Annotated in this window: 18 protein-coding genes and 2 pseudogenes; 5 read left to right on the forward strand and 15 right to left on the reverse strand. The window is 33.9% G+C overall.

Annotated elements, in window-relative coordinates; translation table 11 throughout:
• The first annotated feature begins 8 nt into the window (after positions 1 to 8).
• Positions 9 to 1,844: an amidohydrolase gene (locus MKO96_RS21645; protein ID WP_240588621.1), complete on the forward strand. Its 1,836-nt coding sequence runs from the start codon at positions 9 to 11 to the stop codon at positions 1,842 to 1,844.
• Positions 1,845 to 2,376: 532 nt separating this feature from the next.
• On the opposite strand, the gene MKO96_RS21650 is transcribed toward MKO96_RS21645, so the two are convergent.
• The 6 genes and pseudogenes from MKO96_RS21650 to MKO96_RS21675 form a co-directional block, all read right to left on the reverse strand.
• A complete protein-coding gene (locus tag MKO96_RS21650) occupies positions 2,377 to 3,255 on the reverse strand; it encodes a LysR family transcriptional regulator (protein WP_063224972.1) in 879 nt (292 codons plus the stop codon).
• Between the two features lie 218 nt (positions 3,256 to 3,473).
• Positions 3,474 to 3,949: pseudogene (locus tag MKO96_RS29535) on the reverse strand (MarR family winged helix-turn-helix transcriptional regulator).
• A gap of 419 nt (positions 3,950 to 4,368) precedes the next feature.
• Positions 4,369 to 5,319, reverse strand: a complete 951-nt coding sequence (locus tag MKO96_RS21660; RefSeq protein WP_240588622.1) for a magnesium transporter CorA family protein — start codon at positions 5,317 to 5,319, stop codon at positions 4,369 to 4,371.
• A gap of 305 nt (positions 5,320 to 5,624) precedes the next feature.
• Positions 5,625 to 6,650, reverse strand: coding sequence for a ParM/StbA family protein (locus tag MKO96_RS21665; RefSeq protein ID WP_240588623.1), 1,026 nt, complete (start codon positions 6,648 to 6,650; stop codon positions 5,625 to 5,627).
• A gap of 35 nt (positions 6,651 to 6,685) precedes the next feature.
• Positions 6,686 to 7,087, reverse strand: a complete 402-nt coding sequence (locus tag MKO96_RS21670) for a peptidase U61 (protein WP_240588624.1) — start codon at positions 7,085 to 7,087, stop codon at positions 6,686 to 6,688.
• Between the two features lie 85 nt (positions 7,088 to 7,172).
• A complete protein-coding gene (locus tag MKO96_RS21675) occupies positions 7,173 to 7,559 on the reverse strand; it encodes a YflT domain-containing protein (RefSeq protein WP_240588625.1) in 387 nt (128 codons plus the stop codon).
• A gap of 119 nt (positions 7,560 to 7,678) precedes the next feature.
• Here MKO96_RS21675 and MKO96_RS21680 point away from each other — a divergent pair, with 119 nt between their 5' ends.
• Positions 7,679 to 7,834 (forward strand): acyl dehydratase, encoded by a 156-nt coding sequence (locus MKO96_RS21680; protein ID WP_240588626.1) that lies wholly within the window; start codon positions 7,679 to 7,681, stop codon positions 7,832 to 7,834.
• Positions 7,835 to 7,953: 119 nt separating this feature from the next.
• Here the strand turns inward: MKO96_RS21680 and MKO96_RS21685 are convergent.
• The 7 genes and pseudogenes from MKO96_RS21685 to MKO96_RS21715 all read right to left on the reverse strand — a co-directional run.
• Positions 7,954 to 8,253, reverse strand: a pseudogene (locus tag MKO96_RS21685) (alpha/beta hydrolase); the annotation flags it as partial.
• Between the two features lie 114 nt (positions 8,254 to 8,367).
• Positions 8,368 to 8,634: a hypothetical protein gene (locus tag MKO96_RS21690; RefSeq protein WP_240588627.1), complete on the reverse strand. Its 267-nt coding sequence runs from the start codon at positions 8,632 to 8,634 to the stop codon at positions 8,368 to 8,370.
• 357 nt (positions 8,635 to 8,991) lie between these two features.
• Positions 8,992 to 9,243 (reverse strand): GNAT family N-acetyltransferase, encoded by a 252-nt coding sequence (locus tag MKO96_RS21695; RefSeq protein ID WP_240588628.1) that lies wholly within the window; start codon positions 9,241 to 9,243, stop codon positions 8,992 to 8,994.
• 498 nt (positions 9,244 to 9,741) lie between these two features.
• Positions 9,742 to 12,012: a bifunctional glutamate--cysteine ligase GshA/glutathione synthetase GshB gene (gene gshAB, locus MKO96_RS21700; protein WP_240588629.1), complete on the reverse strand. Its 2,271-nt coding sequence runs from the start codon at positions 12,010 to 12,012 to the stop codon at positions 9,742 to 9,744.
• A gap of 71 nt (positions 12,013 to 12,083) precedes the next feature.
• Entirely contained in the window at positions 12,084 to 12,356 is a 273-nt protein-coding gene (locus MKO96_RS21705; protein WP_087981130.1) for a UDP-N-acetylmuramoylalanyl-D-glutamate--2,6-diaminopimelate ligase, read from the reverse strand.
• Between the two features lie 123 nt (positions 12,357 to 12,479).
• Complete coding sequence (gene fghA, locus MKO96_RS21710) at positions 12,480 to 13,313, reverse strand: S-formylglutathione hydrolase (RefSeq protein ID WP_240588630.1); 834 nt, start codon at positions 13,311 to 13,313, stop codon at positions 12,480 to 12,482.
• 4 nt (positions 13,314 to 13,317) lie between these two features.
• On the reverse strand, positions 13,318 to 14,433 hold the full coding sequence (locus tag MKO96_RS21715; protein ID WP_087981132.1) for an S-(hydroxymethyl)glutathione dehydrogenase/class III alcohol dehydrogenase: 1,116 nt from the start codon (positions 14,431 to 14,433) through the stop codon (positions 13,318 to 13,320).
• Between the two features lie 122 nt (positions 14,434 to 14,555).
• Here MKO96_RS21715 and MKO96_RS21720 point away from each other — a divergent pair, with 122 nt between their 5' ends.
• Both MKO96_RS21720 and MKO96_RS21725 read left to right on the forward strand, forming a co-directional pair.
• Positions 14,556 to 14,918, forward strand: coding sequence for a winged helix-turn-helix transcriptional regulator (locus tag MKO96_RS21720; RefSeq protein WP_087981133.1), 363 nt, complete (start codon positions 14,556 to 14,558; stop codon positions 14,916 to 14,918).
• Positions 14,919 to 15,289: 371 nt separating this feature from the next.
• The gene (locus MKO96_RS21725; RefSeq protein ID WP_240588631.1) at positions 15,290 to 15,655 is read left to right on the forward strand and encodes a YxeA family protein; all 366 of its coding nucleotides are present in this window, start codon (positions 15,290 to 15,292) and stop codon (positions 15,653 to 15,655) included.
• A 73-nt stretch (positions 15,656 to 15,728) separates the two neighbouring features.
• Here the strand turns inward: MKO96_RS21725 and MKO96_RS21730 are convergent, their stop codons facing one another.
• The gene (locus MKO96_RS21730; RefSeq protein ID WP_087981135.1) at positions 15,729 to 16,442 is read right to left on the reverse strand and encodes an alpha/beta hydrolase; all 714 of its coding nucleotides are present in this window, start codon (positions 16,440 to 16,442) and stop codon (positions 15,729 to 15,731) included.
• A 257-nt stretch (positions 16,443 to 16,699) separates the two neighbouring features.
• Between MKO96_RS21730 and satA the strand changes: the two genes are divergently transcribed.
• Positions 16,700 to 17,257: a streptothricin N-acetyltransferase SatA gene (gene satA / locus MKO96_RS21735; protein WP_240588632.1), complete on the forward strand. Its 558-nt coding sequence runs from the start codon at positions 16,700 to 16,702 to the stop codon at positions 17,255 to 17,257.
• A gap of 98 nt (positions 17,258 to 17,355) precedes the next feature.
• On the opposite strand, the gene menA is transcribed toward satA, so the two are convergent.
• Positions 17,356 to 18,267 (reverse strand): 1,4-dihydroxy-2-naphthoate polyprenyltransferase, encoded by a 912-nt coding sequence (gene menA / locus MKO96_RS21740; protein WP_240588633.1) that lies wholly within the window; start codon positions 18,265 to 18,267, stop codon positions 17,356 to 17,358.
• Positions 18,268 to 18,476 lie beyond the last annotated feature (209 nt).

An 18,476-nucleotide genomic window follows, 5' to 3' on the forward strand; every position in this document is an offset into this window, starting at 1 on the left:
GTGTGAATATGAATTTACCGGATATGATCTTATATAACGGAAAAATTACTACCCTTGATCCCTCTCAACCTGAGGTATCTGCTATCGCCATAACTGATGGTTTAATAACTGCAGTAGGTGGAGATGAGCTTCTTGATAGTGCCACAGAAAAAACAAAAAAAATAGACCTTAAAAGAAAAAGAGCTATTCCAGGCCTGAATGACTCTCATATACACGTTATTCGTGGCGGTCTTCATTATAATATGGAATTACGATGGGAAGGTGTGCCTTCAATTACCATTGCTCTCGAAATGCTCAAAGAACAGGCAAGGCGTACACCTGCTCCTCAGTGGGTAAGAGTAGTTGGAGGTTGGTCTGAATTTCAATTTAAAGAGAGACGGCTGCCAACTTTAGAAGAGATTAATGCTGTTTCTGAAGGCACACCTGTCTTTGTGCTACATCTTTACGATAGAGCACTTGTAAATCGTGCAGGGCTACGTGCACTGGGATACACAAAAGATACCCCAGACCCTCCAGGTTGTTTAATTGAGCGGGATAAACGAGGTAATCCAACGGGCCTTTTAATTGCCAATCCTAACGCTTCTATTCTTTATTCAAGTTTGGGTAAAGCTCCAATACTTAATTTTGACGACCAGATTAACTCAACTCGCCATTTTATGCGCGAATTAAATAGATTAGGTATTACAAGTGCCATTGACGCAGGTGGCGGTTTCCAAAATTATCCTGATGACTACAAAGTTGTTGAACATTTAGCCGAGAAGGAACAATTAACTTTGCGTATTGCTTATAATCTATTTACGCAAAATCCAAATCATGAATATGAAGACTTTGCTTCATGGACAAAAATTGTTTCTCCAGGTCAAGGAAATGATAAGTATAAAATGAATGGTGCCGGAGAAATGTTAGTATTCTCGGCAGCCGATTTTGAAAAATTTCAAATGCCACAGCCCGAACTAGCTACGATGATGGAAGCTGACTTAAAGAAAGTAATTTCTCTCTTGGTAGAAAACCGTTGGCCATTCCGTTTACATGCAACTTATGACGAGTCAATCACACGATTCTTAAATGTATTTGAGGAAGTCAACAAAGAAATTCCTTTTAATGGTCTACGATGGTGGTTTGATCATGCAGAAACAATCTCAGATCGTAGTATGGAACGTGTTAAGGCTTTAAATGGTGGTATTGCCATCCAAGACCGCATGGCTTTTCAAGGTGAATACTTTGTTGATTTATACGGAAAGGAAGCTGCAAAGCATACTCCTCCGATTTATCGTATGTTAGACCTAGGTATACCTGTTGGCGCAGGTAGTGATGCAACTAGGGTTTCCAGCTATAACCCTTGGGTCGCTCTTTACTGGATGGTTGCCGGAAAAACCATTGGTGGTCTTTCGATATACGATGAAAAAAATAAACTTGATAGAAAAGTAGCCCTGGAATTATATTCAAAAGGAAGTGCGTGGTTCTCTGGTGATGAAGGTAAAAAGGGAACCCTTGCAGTAGGTCAGTTTGCTGATATTGCTGTATTGTCTGCTGACTACTTTACTGTGCCAGAAGAAGAAATCAAGGACCTTGAATCATTACTCACCATTATGGGTGGGCAGGTTGTTTATGGAAATGATGAATTTAAAAATTTATCACCTGGATTGCCGCCAGCATCACCTGATTGGTCACCGACGGGAGTTTATGGTTATGGTGGTGCTAACCTAGCCCACACTATACTTTCTCACGATGCCCATGATCACAAGTTACATAGTTGCAGTAACCCTCTCCATCAACACACTCATACCGTAATAGGAAAAGATGGAACTAAATGGGGTATTGGTTGTACTTGCTTTGCTTTCTAAGTCAAAACCACCGGTATAATGCCGGTGGTTTTCTTTCTACAATAAGGGTTTGGAGCCGAAGGCGGATCCAAATAGTATTGGTATTAAGATCATAATGGTAATATGGACTCTATGTAGATTCGAAATAGCAGTATATCCCTAATGGAATCTATTACTATGCAATAAGACCAAAGAGTTAATTGATTAACTTGACTTGTTTTTAACAGCCTTCTCTCCTTGCAAAGTCTGCCCTTTTCCCTTAAATAAAAGTCCATGATATTCCCTTTTGAAGCGACTACACCACACATATAAAGTGAAACTTTAATCAGTGGGGGTTTTGTTCATCCCCCACTGATTATTAGTTGAACCAATCGGACTTTTACGGACAGTTGATCCCCCACCTAACTTCTTTGCTTCCGCTGAATTTTGAGGTGGGGGTCTTACTGCCCGTTAAAGCGGGATAAATTTACTTGCCCTTTGACTGTAATTTAGGTCTTCTCCCAAGAATTATGTATCATTTTTAATTCTCACACTATAATCATTATTATTTTTATTATACTAATACTTTTTCAGGATTATTTAACTTCTGCATAAAGATACGTGCTGCAAAACTTAAAAATTTATCATCAAAGTGAATAAGATTAATATCTTGACTTGGTGTTGGGTCAATAATACGAACTATGCTCAAAGTATCATTATTAACAAAGTTAACCAGTGAAAGAGGTATTATGGCAACCCCATGTCCATTGTATACAAGGCTCAATAGAGAAATAGAAGATTTTGTTTCTATATTTGCTTCAGATAAAGATAACCCTAAACTCTCACAATATATTTTAATAGATTCACGACAACTACATGAAACCATTATTCTACTCAGTCCTACTAATTCTCGAAAAGAAACAAATGATGTTTCATTCAAAGGATGATTTTTTGGAATGACAAGGACAAGCTCTTCGCTATACAAAAGGGTGCTTGTTAATGTGTCTGGAATTTGAGCACTACGCGTGATGCCTATATCAATATTTTTATCAACGATTTGATTTACAGCAACTTCAGATTCTATAATTTTTACTACAATGTTAGGATAATGTTGTTGAAACTTCATAATATAAGGTGTTAAATAAGTGAGATCCTCTAATAAACCTCCTATAGTAATTACACCTCTTTTTACCCCCTTTAATTCAAAAATTTCATTATAAACGTCATCAAATTGTTGCATGATAAATTTCCCTTTATCAAATAGCAGCTTACCCGCTTCTGTCATTTTGATACCTCTTCCAACTCGATGAAACAAGGGTGTATCAAGTTCACCTTCTAACACACGGATTTGTTGACTTAAAGTCGGCTGTGAAATACCTAGAACTTCCGCAGCTTTAGTAAAACTATTATTATTACAAACTTGAATAAAATACTCTAAATGACGTAATTCCATTCTTGATACCCACTCTCCGCTTTATGAAAGATTTATAATGAAAAGGACGATATGTATACGTTAACATAACAACTTTATTCCCTACTGTACTAATTGAAATTATATGATTTATTCATTTTGTATTATATTACATTTACTACCACTTATTAATTTTTCCTCCTATTTATTTAATTTATATTTAATTAGGATATTACTAAACAGAAATAGCCTCTACAAATTTACAATTTCTGTGCGTAATATCCTAACTTTTTCAACTGTTTCATTATCATTTTTTCTCAATATAGTCCAAACTACCAAATATTTGCCGAATCCCCTCTTTATGCTGAGGAAAAATAGTATCCACCAATTCAATATCTTCTGAAGTAATTGACGCATACGTGACACGGCGGTCTTTAGGACATGGTTTTCACCTCTTCTTTTCCAACCTATCCACTACATACGTGATACTACTACTTGCAAGTAATATTTTGTCTTCAAGTTTTTGTATAGGCTGATCGCCTTTACTGTATAGTAGCTTAAGCACTGCAAATTCTGTTGGATTAAGTCCATACATTTTTATATCCTTTTCAATACGTTTAGTGATTGACTGTAATTCCTTTGATAATATAACAAATAACTTTAAAGATAAGCTCTCATCGTTAATCACGCTCGTAATTACCAATCCTTTACAACTTATCTTGAATTCGAGATTCATTATATTATCGTCAAAATATTATGTCAATCACTCATTTTAGCTTTATCAAGCCACTTATAATTTATTTCTCAACATAAGACATATGGAATTAGAAGAAAACAATTGTTAATATATAAGTATCTCAATTACGTTATTTCTTTTAAAGAGAGCTTGTTTTCTAACACAAGTTCTCTTTTGTCATATTCTAAATTGAATCCGGACAAATTTCATATAATGAGTCTGCTGCCCATGTATATGATATAGTTTTTAAACAAAGATTAGAGCTCTCCTACAAGAAGGAGAGCTCTAATCTTTCATATAAATATTCACCATTTTTATCATTGCGGGGACATCAAAACTTTAAGTGGATGGGGATATGATACTACCTCAATTAATAAATATTACTAACCATATATCTATCATATTTTTTATAAACAGGATTAATTGGATTTAAAAAAAGATTTCTTTTTCTTTACTCGTAATAAATCACCTGTCCATCCTTTGAATCGCATATACATATACATACCTCCTGTTGTGAAAATAATGAAGAAGAGAGCAATTAAATAGCTATATTTCCATTCTAGTTCAGGCATATATTTAAAATTCATACCCCATAATGCTCCTAAGGCCGTCAATGGCGTACTTACAGCAGTTAATACAGTAAGAGCTTTCATAATCTCATTCCCACGATGAGAAGAAACAACTTCTTGTAAATGAATCATCGTGTCTAATTCTTCTTGGTACTCTTTAACGAGTTGTAATCCACGCTCTAATTTTACGTGTGTTTGTTTATAACAAAGGGTGTTTGTTAGGTTTTCTAACCAAGCTTCTTTCAGGCCTTGTAACACTTCTTGTATTAAGCGAAACACATGTGTGTTCATAAATAATTCATGACGAATATGATAAATTCTTTCTAAAACTGCTATGTTATTATGATGATAAAAATCCCATAATACATTTCTGAAATTGTTTTCGAAATAGTCAACCTTTCGCAAATAGTGAGATATAAATATTGATAAGATAGCACATAATCCTTCAGCGGAACTATTACAATTCTTTACACTAAAAGAGGAATTATGTATTAATTTTTGAAAATCCTCTTCCTCTTTTTCTTGGGCCGTTATCAGTATTCCATGAGCTACGAAATAATGAAGAAATTTTTGAATTTTGGCGTCCTTTTTATCTTGATTATATAAAAACGAACCATATACACAAGTTTGACTTGGTAATAACGTATAGACATATAATCCATTTTCACAAGGAGAACTTATTTTCTTTACAAATTGAGAGAAATAAGATGTTACATCACGAGGGATTATAGAAGAAAGTTTTTCAAGCTCACTAGTTTTCACATGATACCAACTCCATTTCGGCATTTTTATGCATTCCATATTATTCTTCCTTTCTGAATAGTTTTATGTTTGATCGAATCATATCCGTAATATGAAATTTGTATGTAGGTATTCATGTCTTGGAGGAAAAGTTTTTAGATCAACTAAATTACAAAATAAATGGAATAGGAGGTCTTATTCTGCTAAAAGGAAGACCCCCTATATATTAGCTATTTTTATTCTCAAATTTAAATATTTCCTCTATACAAGCACTTTTTATCTTTTCTTATAAAGAATTTATTATATGTGGAAAAGAAGCTACATAATTTGGCACGTCTATTCAACGAACTCCATTTCGGTCGTTATTATAATTTAGATTCATATGCAGATTGATTGGTGATATCGTCAAATACTTGACTTCCAATAATATAGTATCCATGAAGTGCAGCCTCTTTCGAAGCGTCTACCATACGGAAAGAAGAAATTTCACCTTGTACTTTTTCAATTCGTTTTTTGTGGATATCTACTATTCCTCCTGTCCAAATAATAGTGTCATACTGGTCTAACTTAAATTGTTCCTGTAATACACGCATAACGTCTTGGAAGTGTGCATCCAACTCTTTTTGAATCAAAGTATCAACCTGACTTGTCTGAGAATTTTCTTCTCGACCTCCATATCCTTTTTCTAAGATTTTTGGCATGTCGTTAATATGCAAGTGATTACTTTCACCCGCATGATTCTGCAGGATATTCTTAATATTTTTCAAAGGCTTGCTACATCCTAGTTCCGTCTCATAATGATTTAAAATGATATTTTGTTTCATATCTGTCATTTCTAATGTACGAAATCCACCATCAATAATTAAGATACGATCTCGTTCCTGAATGATTCCCTCTTTTAAGAAATAGGCATGTAAAGCGACTGGTTGCTGAAGAATCAAAGCATTTTCCACCGTAATATTAATAAATTTCCCATCAATTTGCACGGAAGTTTCTTTTTTCAATACATTTTGTAATTGCTCATGCTGACTACCAAAACAAGTAACGGGAAGCCCGGTAACAACTAAAGATATCACGACATTTTCTTTATAATCCTTTGCAATGCAACCAAATATTTGTTGTTTAAACTGTTCGCTTTCATAATAATTTTCTATTTCTTCGTCAAATGGAGGAAGAAATGAAGCGTCAGATTGATGTGCTTCATTTCCCATGTAGTATGCAAAGTCTAGGTCTATAAAACTTACCTTTGTTAAATCTTCACTTTCAGCATGATTAGGTACAGGGGCTAGTGTAGAAGCTTCACTCTTGATCGTCATCTCAGAATCTACATCCTGTCGATATGCCCGCTTGGTAAAGCCAATTCCTACATCAATTGCATACAGAGATTTCATACTCTTTTCCTCACTTTCTATTTTTAGAATTAAATCTAGGCACTCTCTTCTTTCCCTTCTTTCATATATTTCGTTTCATTTTTCGTTTTTTCTCCGTCTATGTCCTTACTATTTTCATTTATTTCGTAATCCTTTTCATCTTTTTTCTTTTTGTTATTTTCGTTTTCTGTTAAGTCTTTAATGGTAGAAATGACAACTGGTGTGGCTGTAAGCAGTTGTGGTAATGTTTGTTTTGCAACATTAGCTGCAGTTACAGAAAATTGTTTACTTGTCTCAGTTACCTTCTCCAATGTGTCCTTTATGTTTCCTTCTTGTAGTTTTTCTTTTACGCTTTTTCCTTTTGTTTGTATAACTTCCCGATTTTCTTTTTTTAATAGGGAGACTATGACTCCGGTCGTAATTCCAATCACAGCATATTTAAATATTGTATGTTTCATTTTTCTCATCCTTCTCTATTTTTATTTTCTTCAATACTACAACTTAAAATTATTACCTTGCCTATTTATCAGATGTTGTAATCTATTACAGAGAATGATAGTTTTGCGACTGTCTATCAATCGCCATTGGTACTTCAGCTGTTACTAGGAGTAAAATCCTTCCTTGATCTAGTTTTTCTTCATATAAGTTAGCTTCCTCCTTCGACAACCCCATTTCTTCCATTTGATTTCGGAGTTCGTCCCCTTTTTTGGAGAAAAAGTTGATAATACTTGTTCCCAATCCTTGTTCTTTTACTCCAATCGTATTTGTGTTTGTATCATCGGCAATCCTTTTTGTTATATGTTTTTCATGCGCTAAAACATAAATGTCATCGTGGCGAACCCCTTGCAATTCTAGCTCTTTTACTTTCATAACTACTTCCTGTTCATTTTGATATTCATAAACTACCGGTTTTCTTTCGTTCGTATGCATGGTATCTTTCCTCCTTTAGATTTTTTATTTTTTTATTTAGTTGTTATGTAATATGTAATACACCTATTTTAAAGATGTTAAACCTAAATTTTCGAAAAATTTCATACAATAAGTTATTAATGTTTTTGAATATTAAAGTGATGTCACGAGCATTTTCCTTTGATAGCAGTGTTACAAATCACGATTTATTTAAAAGGAAAGCCCCTTATTTTATAGAAAAATTCTATTTAGAAAAAGTTACAAAAGGAGTACAAGATACTTTTTTCGGTAATTAAATCAAAAGAAAAATAAAAAAACACTCCTTTTCAAAGAGTGCTTTTAAAAAACATATAACCTAATAAAAATGTTTCTATTTTGATTACAGAAAGAAAGTCTTTATTAAAACATATGGTTGCTAATTTAATTGCAATCTTCCTTGCACCCAAGCAGCAATATCATTTATAACATACTCAGGGATATTGGCAGAATTATAATATTCATCTGGTTTACTTATTTCTCCATGACCTTCTATAAATAAGAGATTTAACTTTGAATATAGTCGATAATCAATGTTATCTCATTCTTTTGGTTGTTCTTTCCAAAGAGGGATTTCGATTTTCGATTGAACTTGATAGTCTCTTTCTCCTTAAATAATAAAAAGTGGTGTCTTTTGTTTTTTTGACATTTCCACTGCTTTAATTTTACGGATAGAATCCTTACTTCACAGGTTTTTTTGCTGTTTTCATTATATCCTTACTATACAAATGAAAATATACAATCATACTAAATATACAAACTTTGCATAAAAAAATGATTTTATAGTATCTTTTTAATATCCATGTCCGCCTTGCCAACCACCGTGTCCGCCCGGCCAACCACCATGTCCGCCTTGCCAACCACCGTGTCCACCTTGCCAACCACCGTGTCCGCCCGGCCAACCACCGTGTCCACCTTGCCAACCACCGTGTCCGCCTTGCCAACCACCGTGTCCACCTTGCCAACCACCGTGTCCGCCTTGCCAACCACCGTGTCCACCCGGCCAACCACCGTGTCCGCCTTGCCACCAGCCTGCATAGCCTTGTCTCTGTGAGTTCATTCCTTCTCATCCCTTCTTATTAAAAGTTCAAATACTGTAACTGGGTATTCTCTAAATATAATTATGTATCCCAAAAATAAATGTATCCGCAAACATCCCGATTATTGGTAAAGTAATTATCTAATGAAAAAACATTTATTATTGCAAATCTAAGCTCTATTATTTTTTTACTTTTCACTCCAGGATATCGAATCTTTTTTTAATTCTTATGGATCTAAACTGATCCAATAGTGATTCTGGTACAATTGTTCTGAAGTTTTTACACTAGAACCCTCTTATTTACGCATTGAAAAACGTTACCTATAACGAAAAAGCCCAATTTCTCTATTTAAACAAACTGCAAGTAACCACTTATCCTTAGAATGAGTGGTTACTCGGTATTTCTATATAAAGAACCATAAAAATAATGTCAGCATAAGAACCATCTTTGAACCTAATTTGGTTTATTCTCCTACCTTCTTCTTTAAACCCTAATCTTTTGTATAAATTTATAGCTCGTTCGTTGTTTGAAAATACATACAGGCATATCTTTTCTAATCCTTCTTGTTCTTTTGCCCATTCTATAAAATGAGAAAATAATTTTGATCCAATCCCCATTCCAATAAACACTACTTTTTACTCCCTCAATTCCCATTACTTTCTCTATAAATAAAATTGCACGATCTATAAAGAATTTTTCCATAACGAACTGAATACTAATCAAGAACAATCTTGCAATTAATTCACTTTGAACTTATAATGCTAAACCTAAATCAACAAATTTTACAGTATCAATAACTTTATCTTCCATCCACAGTTTGTAAAGTTCCTCTTTACCTTCAAATACTTTTATTTCTCTTCCAATTATAGAAATTATGTATTTATACTCGTTAAATAACATTTTAGTTGGGCTCTATCTAACATATATAACTCCTTTCAGCCTTACCTAGTGTAAATTCAATTTTTTAAAATGTTATACAAGGAATGAGACACCACCTAGAATTAGTTCAATCATTATACATGAAAAAAGCGAAAGCTTCCTCGATGAAATCGAGGAAGCTTTCGCTTTTTAAACTATAAGAACTTTTTCAGTGCCCTAGACATAGCTAAGGACCTTTTTAATTAAATTTAACTACCAACTAACAATTCAGGGAATAAATAATGTAATACATACATAGTTAAACGTCTAGACTTTCCCTTATACGGATATATATGCATGTACATTGATGGATTAAAGTTTGCCTCAATAATTCCATAAGCATTTTTATTTGCTGCAGGAACTTCTGTATTTTCAATAATCAAATCTATACCACTAATATTAGCTCCAAGTGCAGCTACCGCATCTACAGCTAGTTTCTTATAATCGTCGGGAATTTGATCTGTCACATCAATTGAATCTCCACCTGTACTAACATTAGAATTTTCTCGCAGAAATACAATTTCGCCACTTGTTGGAATTGAATCTTTTCGATACCCTTGAGCTTTAAGCATTAAGAGTTCCAATTCACCTAATCGTATACTTTCTAAAGGGGTCCTATGGTCCATTCCTCTTAATGAATCTAAGTTTTTTTGTAGGACCAATTCTTCAATCGTATGTGTACCGTCCCCTACAACATTAGCAGGAATTCGTAATAAAACAGCATGAACTTTGTCGTCTAGTACAAAAAATCGATATTCTGTTCCATAAACAAATTCTTCTATTAATACGGATGAGTCTTCTTTAAATGCTAATGTGAGTGCTTTTTGATAGTCTTCGTAACTTGCTCCATCTTCTTTAAAGATAGATATTCCTAATCCATAATTTGTTGTTTTTGGTTTTACAACAAAAGGCTTTCTTGCAAATAAATCATAGGAACGTAAAGCTTTTTCTATGTCGTTAAATTCCTCACCTATTGGTACACGAAATCCATGTTGTTGAAGAATTTTCTTTGTTACTGTTTTATTTTCCATAATTAATGGTGATATATAACTATCTTTACTAGTCATATTCCCATTCTTCACATATTCGATATGATTTCCTAGCTTTAGTCTTAAAAATTGATCTTGTCGATCTAAAACGTCTACTTGTATTCCTTGTTGAATAGCATCAAACATTAAAATTTGTGTAGATAACTCCATGTCAGTAAATCCTGATAGCTGATACGGTTTATCCCATGATTTTTTATAATTTTCTTTAGCAATACGGGAAGCTACCTGTCTTTGACTACTTTTTATAATCTCTTTATAAAGTCGTCCAGCTAAAGTCTTACTTGGATCTGTTAGCATTTCTCTCAAGTTAACAAATAATGTATTCGAAACCGTTATGTCTAACAGCTCTGTTACATGTTCCATCTCATCAACAATCCGCTCAGCATCTGTTTTAAATTGCGTATGTTCTAAAGGATGTTCAAGAGCCACTAAATTATTTTGAACATCACCGATTTTTACCCATTCATCATTATTATCACCTTGGTCAATCCAGAGTAAATAAATAAGGAAAAGGTGTAGAAATTCTGCTTGTTCCTGGCTAATTCCATATGTTTCAAAAGGATTTAAATCTAAGTTTCTTAATTCAATATAACGAATACCTTGATTATTTAAATCTGAGACTTGAGGACCGCCTCTTAAACGGACAGATGCATAAAATTCTTTTTCCTCTAATAAAACCCCTTTACGCACCAGCGAAGAAAGATCAGATATATAGTTTTGTAAACTACTATAGGATACTTGAACATCATTTTCATTGCTATAACCATATTTACTATTTCTAATGCTTCTTACGGCGCCATTTAAAGGATTTTTTTCAAAGAAATTCTTTTCACTACTAGGAGAAGCACCGAAGAAATATGTTATTAGCCATCGATAGTGTAAATAATTCCTTGTGACTTTCAAATAAATTTCTGTTTTAAATTGATGATACTCTTTTATTTCTGATTGTAATTCAAATAATGTCTGAATTAAATCCTCACTAAATTCAAAATTAAAATGAATCCCACTAATCATTTGTTTTCGTCGCCCATAAGAATTAGATAAATATCGGCGGTATAAAACATTTTCATGATTATTAAGTTTCGCAATCATAATATCTTCTTCTTTTTCAGGCAACTGTGGCGGCATACTTAATGGCCAAAGCATTTCGGTAACGCCCATAGAACGATAGGCAACATCATGAATAGCTGCTAAATAATTAAATAAATCTTCTAGTGTCTCGGTAACTGGTGTGATTAGTTCCATCTGTGTTTCAGAGAAATCCCGCTGAATATAAGGATGGTCATCTCTTACTGAAATACTATTGGGATGTTCTGTTTTAGCTAAACTTCCTGATAGATCCACTCGTTGACTTTCTTTTTCAACGCCAAAACGTGCTTTTAATACATATGGTTTAATACGGTCATTGTTTAACATTTTTTTCATTTCCATATAAACGGTACCCCCCATCAACTCAAATATTTGATATAGAAATCGCCAAAGTTATAGGCATTTTTTTGAATTTAGCATTTGGATATTAATGGCCAAAGCATTTTATTCTTATCCACAGAAAGAGAAGGATTTTCGCGGATAGCTGCTAAGTAATTAATTTTGTCTTCTAATGTTTTAGTATTAAGTTGAATGTATAATCTGGTATCTCTTATCGAAACGGATTTAGACGTTTCAGTTGAGCTTTCATCTAAGTCAACTTGTTGATTTCCCTTTTCAATCCCGTAACGAGCCTTTAATAAGGATCGTTTAACACGGTAATTAAATAGCATTTTTTTAATACACATAAACTCTTCCCCCACTTTAATTGTTTTTACAAACGATTAAACACGACAAAATATAACAATCAAAAGTACCCACACCCCTACATGCGGATACTTTTGTTACTATATTTTGCTTGTAAATAAGAATCATCTTACATACTTCATATGGAAAGAGAAATGCTCATGTAAGAAAGTGGCAATAAAGAAGTAGCTATGATCATAGCCCTCCATTTTTTTATAAGTTACCATTTGACTATTTTTTTGAGCATTCTCTAAGAAAATATGCTCTTCCAATTGTTTTGGATAAAACTCGTCTTGACTACCTTGCATAATAAGAATAGGTGGAATCGTATCTTCTTTAATTAATTCTGAAGCATCCCATTGTTTCCAAGAATTTTTGTCTTCACCTAAATAAGAGGTGAAAGCATTTATTCCCCATGGAACTTGACTAGGGGTTAGGATTGGCGAAAAAGCAGAAATCGCTTTGAATCTCTTAGCATTTTTTAAACCAATCACTAACGCCCCGTGCCCTCCCATTGAATGTCCCATTATGCTTTCTTCACCTGAAAAGTTAGGTACAATAGTCGCAGCAATGGATGTTAACTCATCTACTATATAGGAATACATTTTATAATGCTTTGTCCAAGGCTCCTCGGTAGCATTTACATAAAAACCTGCTCCTTGTCCAAGATCCCATGCTGCAACATCTGAAACATGTTCTCCACGCGGTGAAGTATCTGGCATGATTACTGCAACTTGATGTTTTTCAGCCAAACGCTGAAATCCACTTTTTTGACTAAAATTATCATCTGTACAGGTTAAACCAGATAACCACCATATAAGTGGGATTTTTTTCTTTTCTTTATTTGATGGTAAATAGATACTAAATTTCATATCACATTGCAAGACTTCTGAATAATGGCTATATTTACGTTGCTCTCCTTCAAAAGAACGATGTTGTTCAATACATGTAAGACTCATTATCTCACTCTCCATAAGTTAAAATCGTACGAATGGATTCACCTTTGTGTAATAAATCAAATGCCTCATTGATATCTTTAAATTCTAAATGATGAGTAATAAATGAATCTAAATCAATATCACCTTGCATATAATTTTCAACCATTTCTGGAAGCTCAGATCTTCCTTTAACTCCACCAAAGGCTGATCCACGCCACACTCGGCCCGTTACTAATTGGAATGGACGAGTATGAATCTCTTTACCAGCACCAGCTACACCGATAATGATACTTTCACCCCAACCTTTATGACACGCTTCAAGAGCGGACTTCATTACTTCAACATTACCAATACATTCAAAGCTATAATCCACGCCTCCATCTGTCATTTCGACTATAACTTCTTGAATTGGGCGATCATAATCCGCAGGGTTCACAAAATCAGTTGCTCCCATTTTTTTAGCTAGTTCCCATTTTTGAGGATTTAGGTCAACTGCAATAATTCGGCTTGCTTTCGCTTGAACTAGTCCTTGAATAGCAGCTAATCCAATCGCTCCTAAACCAAATACAGCTGTCACAGCTCCTTCTTCGACTTTTGCAGTGTTGTGTACAGCACCGATACCTGTAGTCACACCACACCCTAATAAGGCAACTTTATCTAACGGAGCGTTTTCGTCGATTTTCGCTAAATTAATTTCATTCACAACTGTATATTCACTGAATGTACTAGTTCCCATGTAATGATAAAGTGGCTCTCCGTTATAAGAGAATCGAGTTGTTCCATCAGGCATTAACCCTTTACCTTGTGTTTCTCGTACAGCACTACATAAGTTTGTTTTACCAGAACGACAGAATTTACATTCTCCGCATTCAGGTGTATATAGTGGAATAACATGATCACCAGGTTTTACTGAAGTAACTTCATCACCTACTGAAACGACAACACCCGCACCTTCATGACCTAGTACAGCAGGAAATACTCCTTCTGGATCGTCACCTGATAATGTAAAAGCATCTGTATGACAGACGGAAGTATATAGTATTTTAACTAATACCTCTTTTGCTTTTGGCTCTTCTACATCGATTTCTACGATTTGAAGTGGCTCTCCTGACTTAAATGCAACAGCAGCTCTACTTTTCAACTGAATCCCTACTTTCTTTTTCTATTGTTTACACCACTAAGATTACACTTTATAATTTTAATTACAATACTGACAAATTTGTCACTATAAACATTTTTTTCACGAAAGGACGGACAAAAATTATGGTTATTCATTATAAGGACAAGGAATTTTTCACCGGAAAAGATTTAGCTCTATCTGTAATAGGAGGACGTTGGAAAATAGCAATTATATGGTGTTTGTTACAACGTTCACCTTTAAGATTAAGTGAAATACAAAAAAAGCTTCCTGATGTGAATCAGCGCATGTTAATCAGACAATTAAGGGAGTTAGAAGAAGATAAAATAATTACTAGGTGTGTATATCCTGTAGTACCTCCAAAGGTTGAGTATGAACTTAGTGAAGTAGGTCGTCGCCTAGAACGCGTAGTAACTGCCATCTGTGATTGGGGAGATGAATTTAGTGAATTTGTAGAAATGGACGCTACTCAAGCGCCGATTGAATAAAGCTTAATGCAATTTCAAGTAGGTCTGTAAAAGTTAGGGGACAATGTATAAAAATATGTACATGAATAGTTCAAAAAAGCCACTAAACGCTGGTATGAAGGCGTTTAGTGGCTTTTCAATGTCACCAAATGTATATCGAGTAATGATCCGATACTCTCTTCATGAATCTTAGTTTAGGTTTCTCTATTGCACCTGTAGCTACTGTTAAGCAATTCATACAAGAACAGATTTTATTCTCCTTTATCCACCCACTAGAAAAAATTAAAATAACCTTACAACTCTTTTTAAGAAAATCTTAAGAAAATCTCCCTTTATTCATAAGAATTTTTTTCTATACTGAAACATGTAAATGAACAAAAGGAGAAATAATCATGAAGAAATTTGTAATTTGCATAATAGGAATTGGTCTTCCTATATACTTACTACCTTTCATATTACGCGGGGATTTAGACAGATTTAATCCGATTGCTGAAGAAAAAAATGTATACGCCGTTGCGAAAGGATATGGCGTTCCGGATTACCATCATAAAGGAAGAGCTATGTACTCACTAAAAGGTGTTGATGAATTAAGGAATGAGAAAGAATATACAGTAGGAACGAACACTCCTAATGATTTTATAAGAAAAACTTACTTGAAAATTCATGTAAAAGGAAAGTATGTGTATTCTTACGATGTTATCACTGAAAAGGACATACCGGAGAAAGTAAGAGAACAATTGAAAATTGTAGATAACTAAAAGAGCCTACTCGTATGAGTTGGCTCTTTATTACCTCTCCCACCTACCATTGAGCTAGGGGAAGAAGAGTTTTTCATAATTGTTTTAATAACCATTGTTCCATTACTTTCACTGTTTCATCTCGTTGTGCTTTTGCCGTAATTAAACTCGCATTATCCCCCTTTTGCTCACCATACATGCCAAAATGAGCATGGTTTCCCCCTTTTATCATGTGCATGGTTGCATTCTTTGACATGAACTTTTTAGTGTTCTCTATTTTTTCTACAGTTGCTAAAGCATCTACTTCTCCATAAATAGATAGCATCGGAATCGATTTGGTAGAGAAATCCTCTGCGGGATAAGAACCTAAGAAAATAATCCCGTCTACCTTGTCCTCATGTTGAAAAGCATACTTAGAAATCATAGCTCCGCCCATTGAATGCCCTGCAACATACCATTTTTGAACTTCAGGATACTGTTCAATTACACTGTCTACTTCATTGATTCCAAGTATCGCTAGATTTAATGGTAACTTAGGCATTACTACAAAATGTCCATCTTTTGCAAGAGCTTCTCCTAAGTAACTATAAGCCTCAGCTTCTACTTTAGCTCCTTGATAAAAAATAACCCCTATTTTAGCATCTTTCTCTCCAAATACTATATTATCTTCATCTTTTTTATCATTCACTAACGACAAAGCCTCTTTCGTTGGTTTATAACTAAACTGAGACCAAACAAAAAAAGTTATACTTCCCATAAGTAAAATGCCTAGTAAAGAGTACAAAATAATTTTCATCCACTTCTTCACAAATATGCCTCCCTAAGATGTATATATTTTATACTTTAATTATTATTAATAGGATTGTCGAATAATCTTAACTAATAAGTTTAGAAAAAATACTACTCTTTCTAAATAACATATTTATATCAAGATAATAGCATGACGGTATAAAGATAAAATGCAGAGATAGCCTTCCTATTAAAATGCTATTATAATTTTGTAATTGGAATGAATTTGAATCACATAAAAAACCAGAAGAAATACTATTATTTGGAGGTATCACGATGAGCTTTTTAATTAGAGAGTTAGAAACAAATGATTTAGATAATCTCCCGAAAATTGATGACAGTTTTATAGTGAATGCTCGGTTAGTTCTTTCTCTTTCAAAAGTAAATAGACGCATAGAATATACAGTAGAAGACGTTCCAGGTTATGAAAAAAGTTATTTACAAAATCAATATGATAATGAAGAACTGGCGTACAATGAATATATAAATAAGCCTAATCAAGTAATTTACATAGCACTGTTCCAAAACAAAATCATTGGATTCATAGTATTGAAAAAGAATTGGAATCACTATGCTTACATAGAAGATATAACAGTGGATAAAAAATATCGTACACTCGGAGTTGGTAAAAGATTAGTTGACCAAGCAAAGAAGTGGGCAAAAGAAGGCAATATGCCCGGTATCATGCTTGAAACGCAAAATAACAATGCCGCAGCATGTAAATTTTATGAAAAATGCGGATTTGTAATTGGTGGATTTGATTTTCTTGTTTATAAAGGTTTAGATATGACAAGTGATGAAGTTGCAATTTATTGGTATTTTCATTTCAAATGAAACTGTTTTTAACATGAAACAAAGTCAAAATAAAAAACCCAATCTCTCTATATAAAAATTGAGAAACTGGGGTTAAGTTATCTAACAATAGTTTTCATTTAAAACAAGTAGCTAATTAATAAGCCTGCCGATAATAAGAAGCCGAAAATCGTATTTGTCATCGCCGTTGATTTCATTGCGATGCGCATATATCCGGGATCCTTTGCTCCTTTTTGGAAACTTTGAATTGCAGAGATTGGTTTTCTCAAACCTAGGAACATAACTAATGCCCAAGGGCTTATATAACCCATTAATACAATTACAGCAATCCATAAATAAGCAATGAAAAAGGCTACAGCTAGTGTTACTACTGCTTTCTCTCTTCCAAGGAGGATTACTAATGTCTTTCTTCCACCTTTAATATCTTCTTCGATATCTCGGATGTTATTCGACATGTTAATTGCACCTACTAAAATTCCAATTGGAATGGAAATTAATACACTTTCAATCGTTATCGTATTCGTTTGAATAAAGAAAGCAATGAGTACAAAACATGTCCCCATTAACAATCCAGAAACTAGTTCTCCAAACGGAGTGTACGCAATCGGTAATGGACCACCTGTATATAAATAGCCAACCGCCATCCCAATTAAACCAATGACGACTAACCACCAGCTACTATTCATACAAATATAAACTCCAATAATTGCTGCTACCACATACAATAAAAGCGCAACTGTTAAAACACTTTTTGGTTTCAATCCGTGACGAACAATTCCGCCACCAATTCCAACAGAATCAGCTGTATCTAATCCTCGTTTGAAATCATAGTACTCATTAAATAAATTCGTTGCTATTTGCAATGCTAAACATGCAACCATCATCGCAATAAATAAAAGCCAATGAATTTCTGCAACATAAAGTGATGCTACTGTTCCTAAAATTACAGGAGAAAACGTCGCCGTTAACGTATGCGGGCGCGTCATCTTCCATATTAATTTAGCGGAACTAATTTCTTTTTCATTCCCCATAATCCTGTTCAAGCTCCCTACATTTAAGTATAAATTACTAGCAGTATCTTTCTATCTATTTTCTGCTTCACATCTATTATATCAAAAAAAGAATTGGCGATAGAACTTTAATGCTCTTGCTTGCACGATAACTTTGCATCAAAATATCGTTTTTTCTAATATGGGGTACAGTTGCATGCCCATCAACTTAAGAATTTCATAATACCCCC

Origin of the sequence: Bacillus sp. ES1-5 (genome assembly GCF_022487605.1) — a bacterium.
GTDB lineage: Bacteria > Bacillota > Bacilli > Bacillales > Bacillaceae_G > Bacillus_A > Bacillus_A wiedmannii.

Bases quoted from the DNA above. Each gene is read 5' to 3' on its own strand.
- MKO96_RS21645 (WP_240588621.1), top strand. From the start codon at position 9: ATGAATTTACCGGATATGATCTTATATAACGGAAAAATTACTACCCTT.
- MKO96_RS21690 (WP_240588627.1), bottom strand. From the start codon at position 8,634: ATGAACTCACAGAGACAAGGCTATGCAGGCTGGTGGCAAGGCGGACAC.
- MKO96_RS21660 (WP_240588622.1), bottom strand. From the start codon at position 5,319: ATGGAATGCATAAAAATGCCGAAATGGAGTTGGTATCATGTGAAAACT.
- satA (WP_240588632.1), top strand. From the start codon at position 16,700: ATGAGCTTTTTAATTAGAGAGTTAGAAACAAATGATTTAGATAATCTC.
- MKO96_RS21665 (WP_240588623.1), bottom strand. From the start codon at position 6,650: ATGAAATCTCTGTATGCAATTGATGTAGGAATTGGCTTTACCAAGCGG.
- MKO96_RS21705 (WP_087981130.1), bottom strand. From the start codon at position 12,356: ATGTGTATTAAAAAAATGCTATTTAATTACCGTGTTAAACGATCCTTA.
- MKO96_RS21720 (WP_087981133.1), top strand. From the start codon at position 14,556: ATGGTTATTCATTATAAGGACAAGGAATTTTTCACCGGAAAAGATTTA.
- MKO96_RS21675 (WP_240588625.1), bottom strand. From the start codon at position 7,559: ATGCATACGAACGAAAGAAAACCGGTAGTTTATGAATATCAAAATGAA.
- gshAB (WP_240588629.1), bottom strand. From the start codon at position 12,012: ATGGAAATGAAAAAAATGTTAAACAATGACCGTATTAAACCATATGTA.
- MKO96_RS21725 (WP_240588631.1), top strand. From the start codon at position 15,290: ATGAAGAAATTTGTAATTTGCATAATAGGAATTGGTCTTCCTATATAC.
- menA (WP_240588633.1), bottom strand. From the start codon at position 18,267: ATGGGGAATGAAAAAGAAATTAGTTCCGCTAAATTAATATGGAAGATG.
- MKO96_RS21670 (WP_240588624.1), bottom strand. From the start codon at position 7,087: ATGAAACATACAATATTTAAATATGCTGTGATTGGAATTACGACCGGA.
- fghA (WP_240588630.1), bottom strand. From the start codon at position 13,313: ATGAGTCTTACATGTATTGAACAACATCGTTCTTTTGAAGGAGAGCAA.
- MKO96_RS21680 (WP_240588626.1), top strand. From the start codon at position 7,679: ATGTTTTTGAATATTAAAGTGATGTCACGAGCATTTTCCTTTGATAGC.
- MKO96_RS21650 (WP_063224972.1), bottom strand. From the start codon at position 3,255: ATGGAATTACGTCATTTAGAGTATTTTATTCAAGTTTGTAATAATAAT.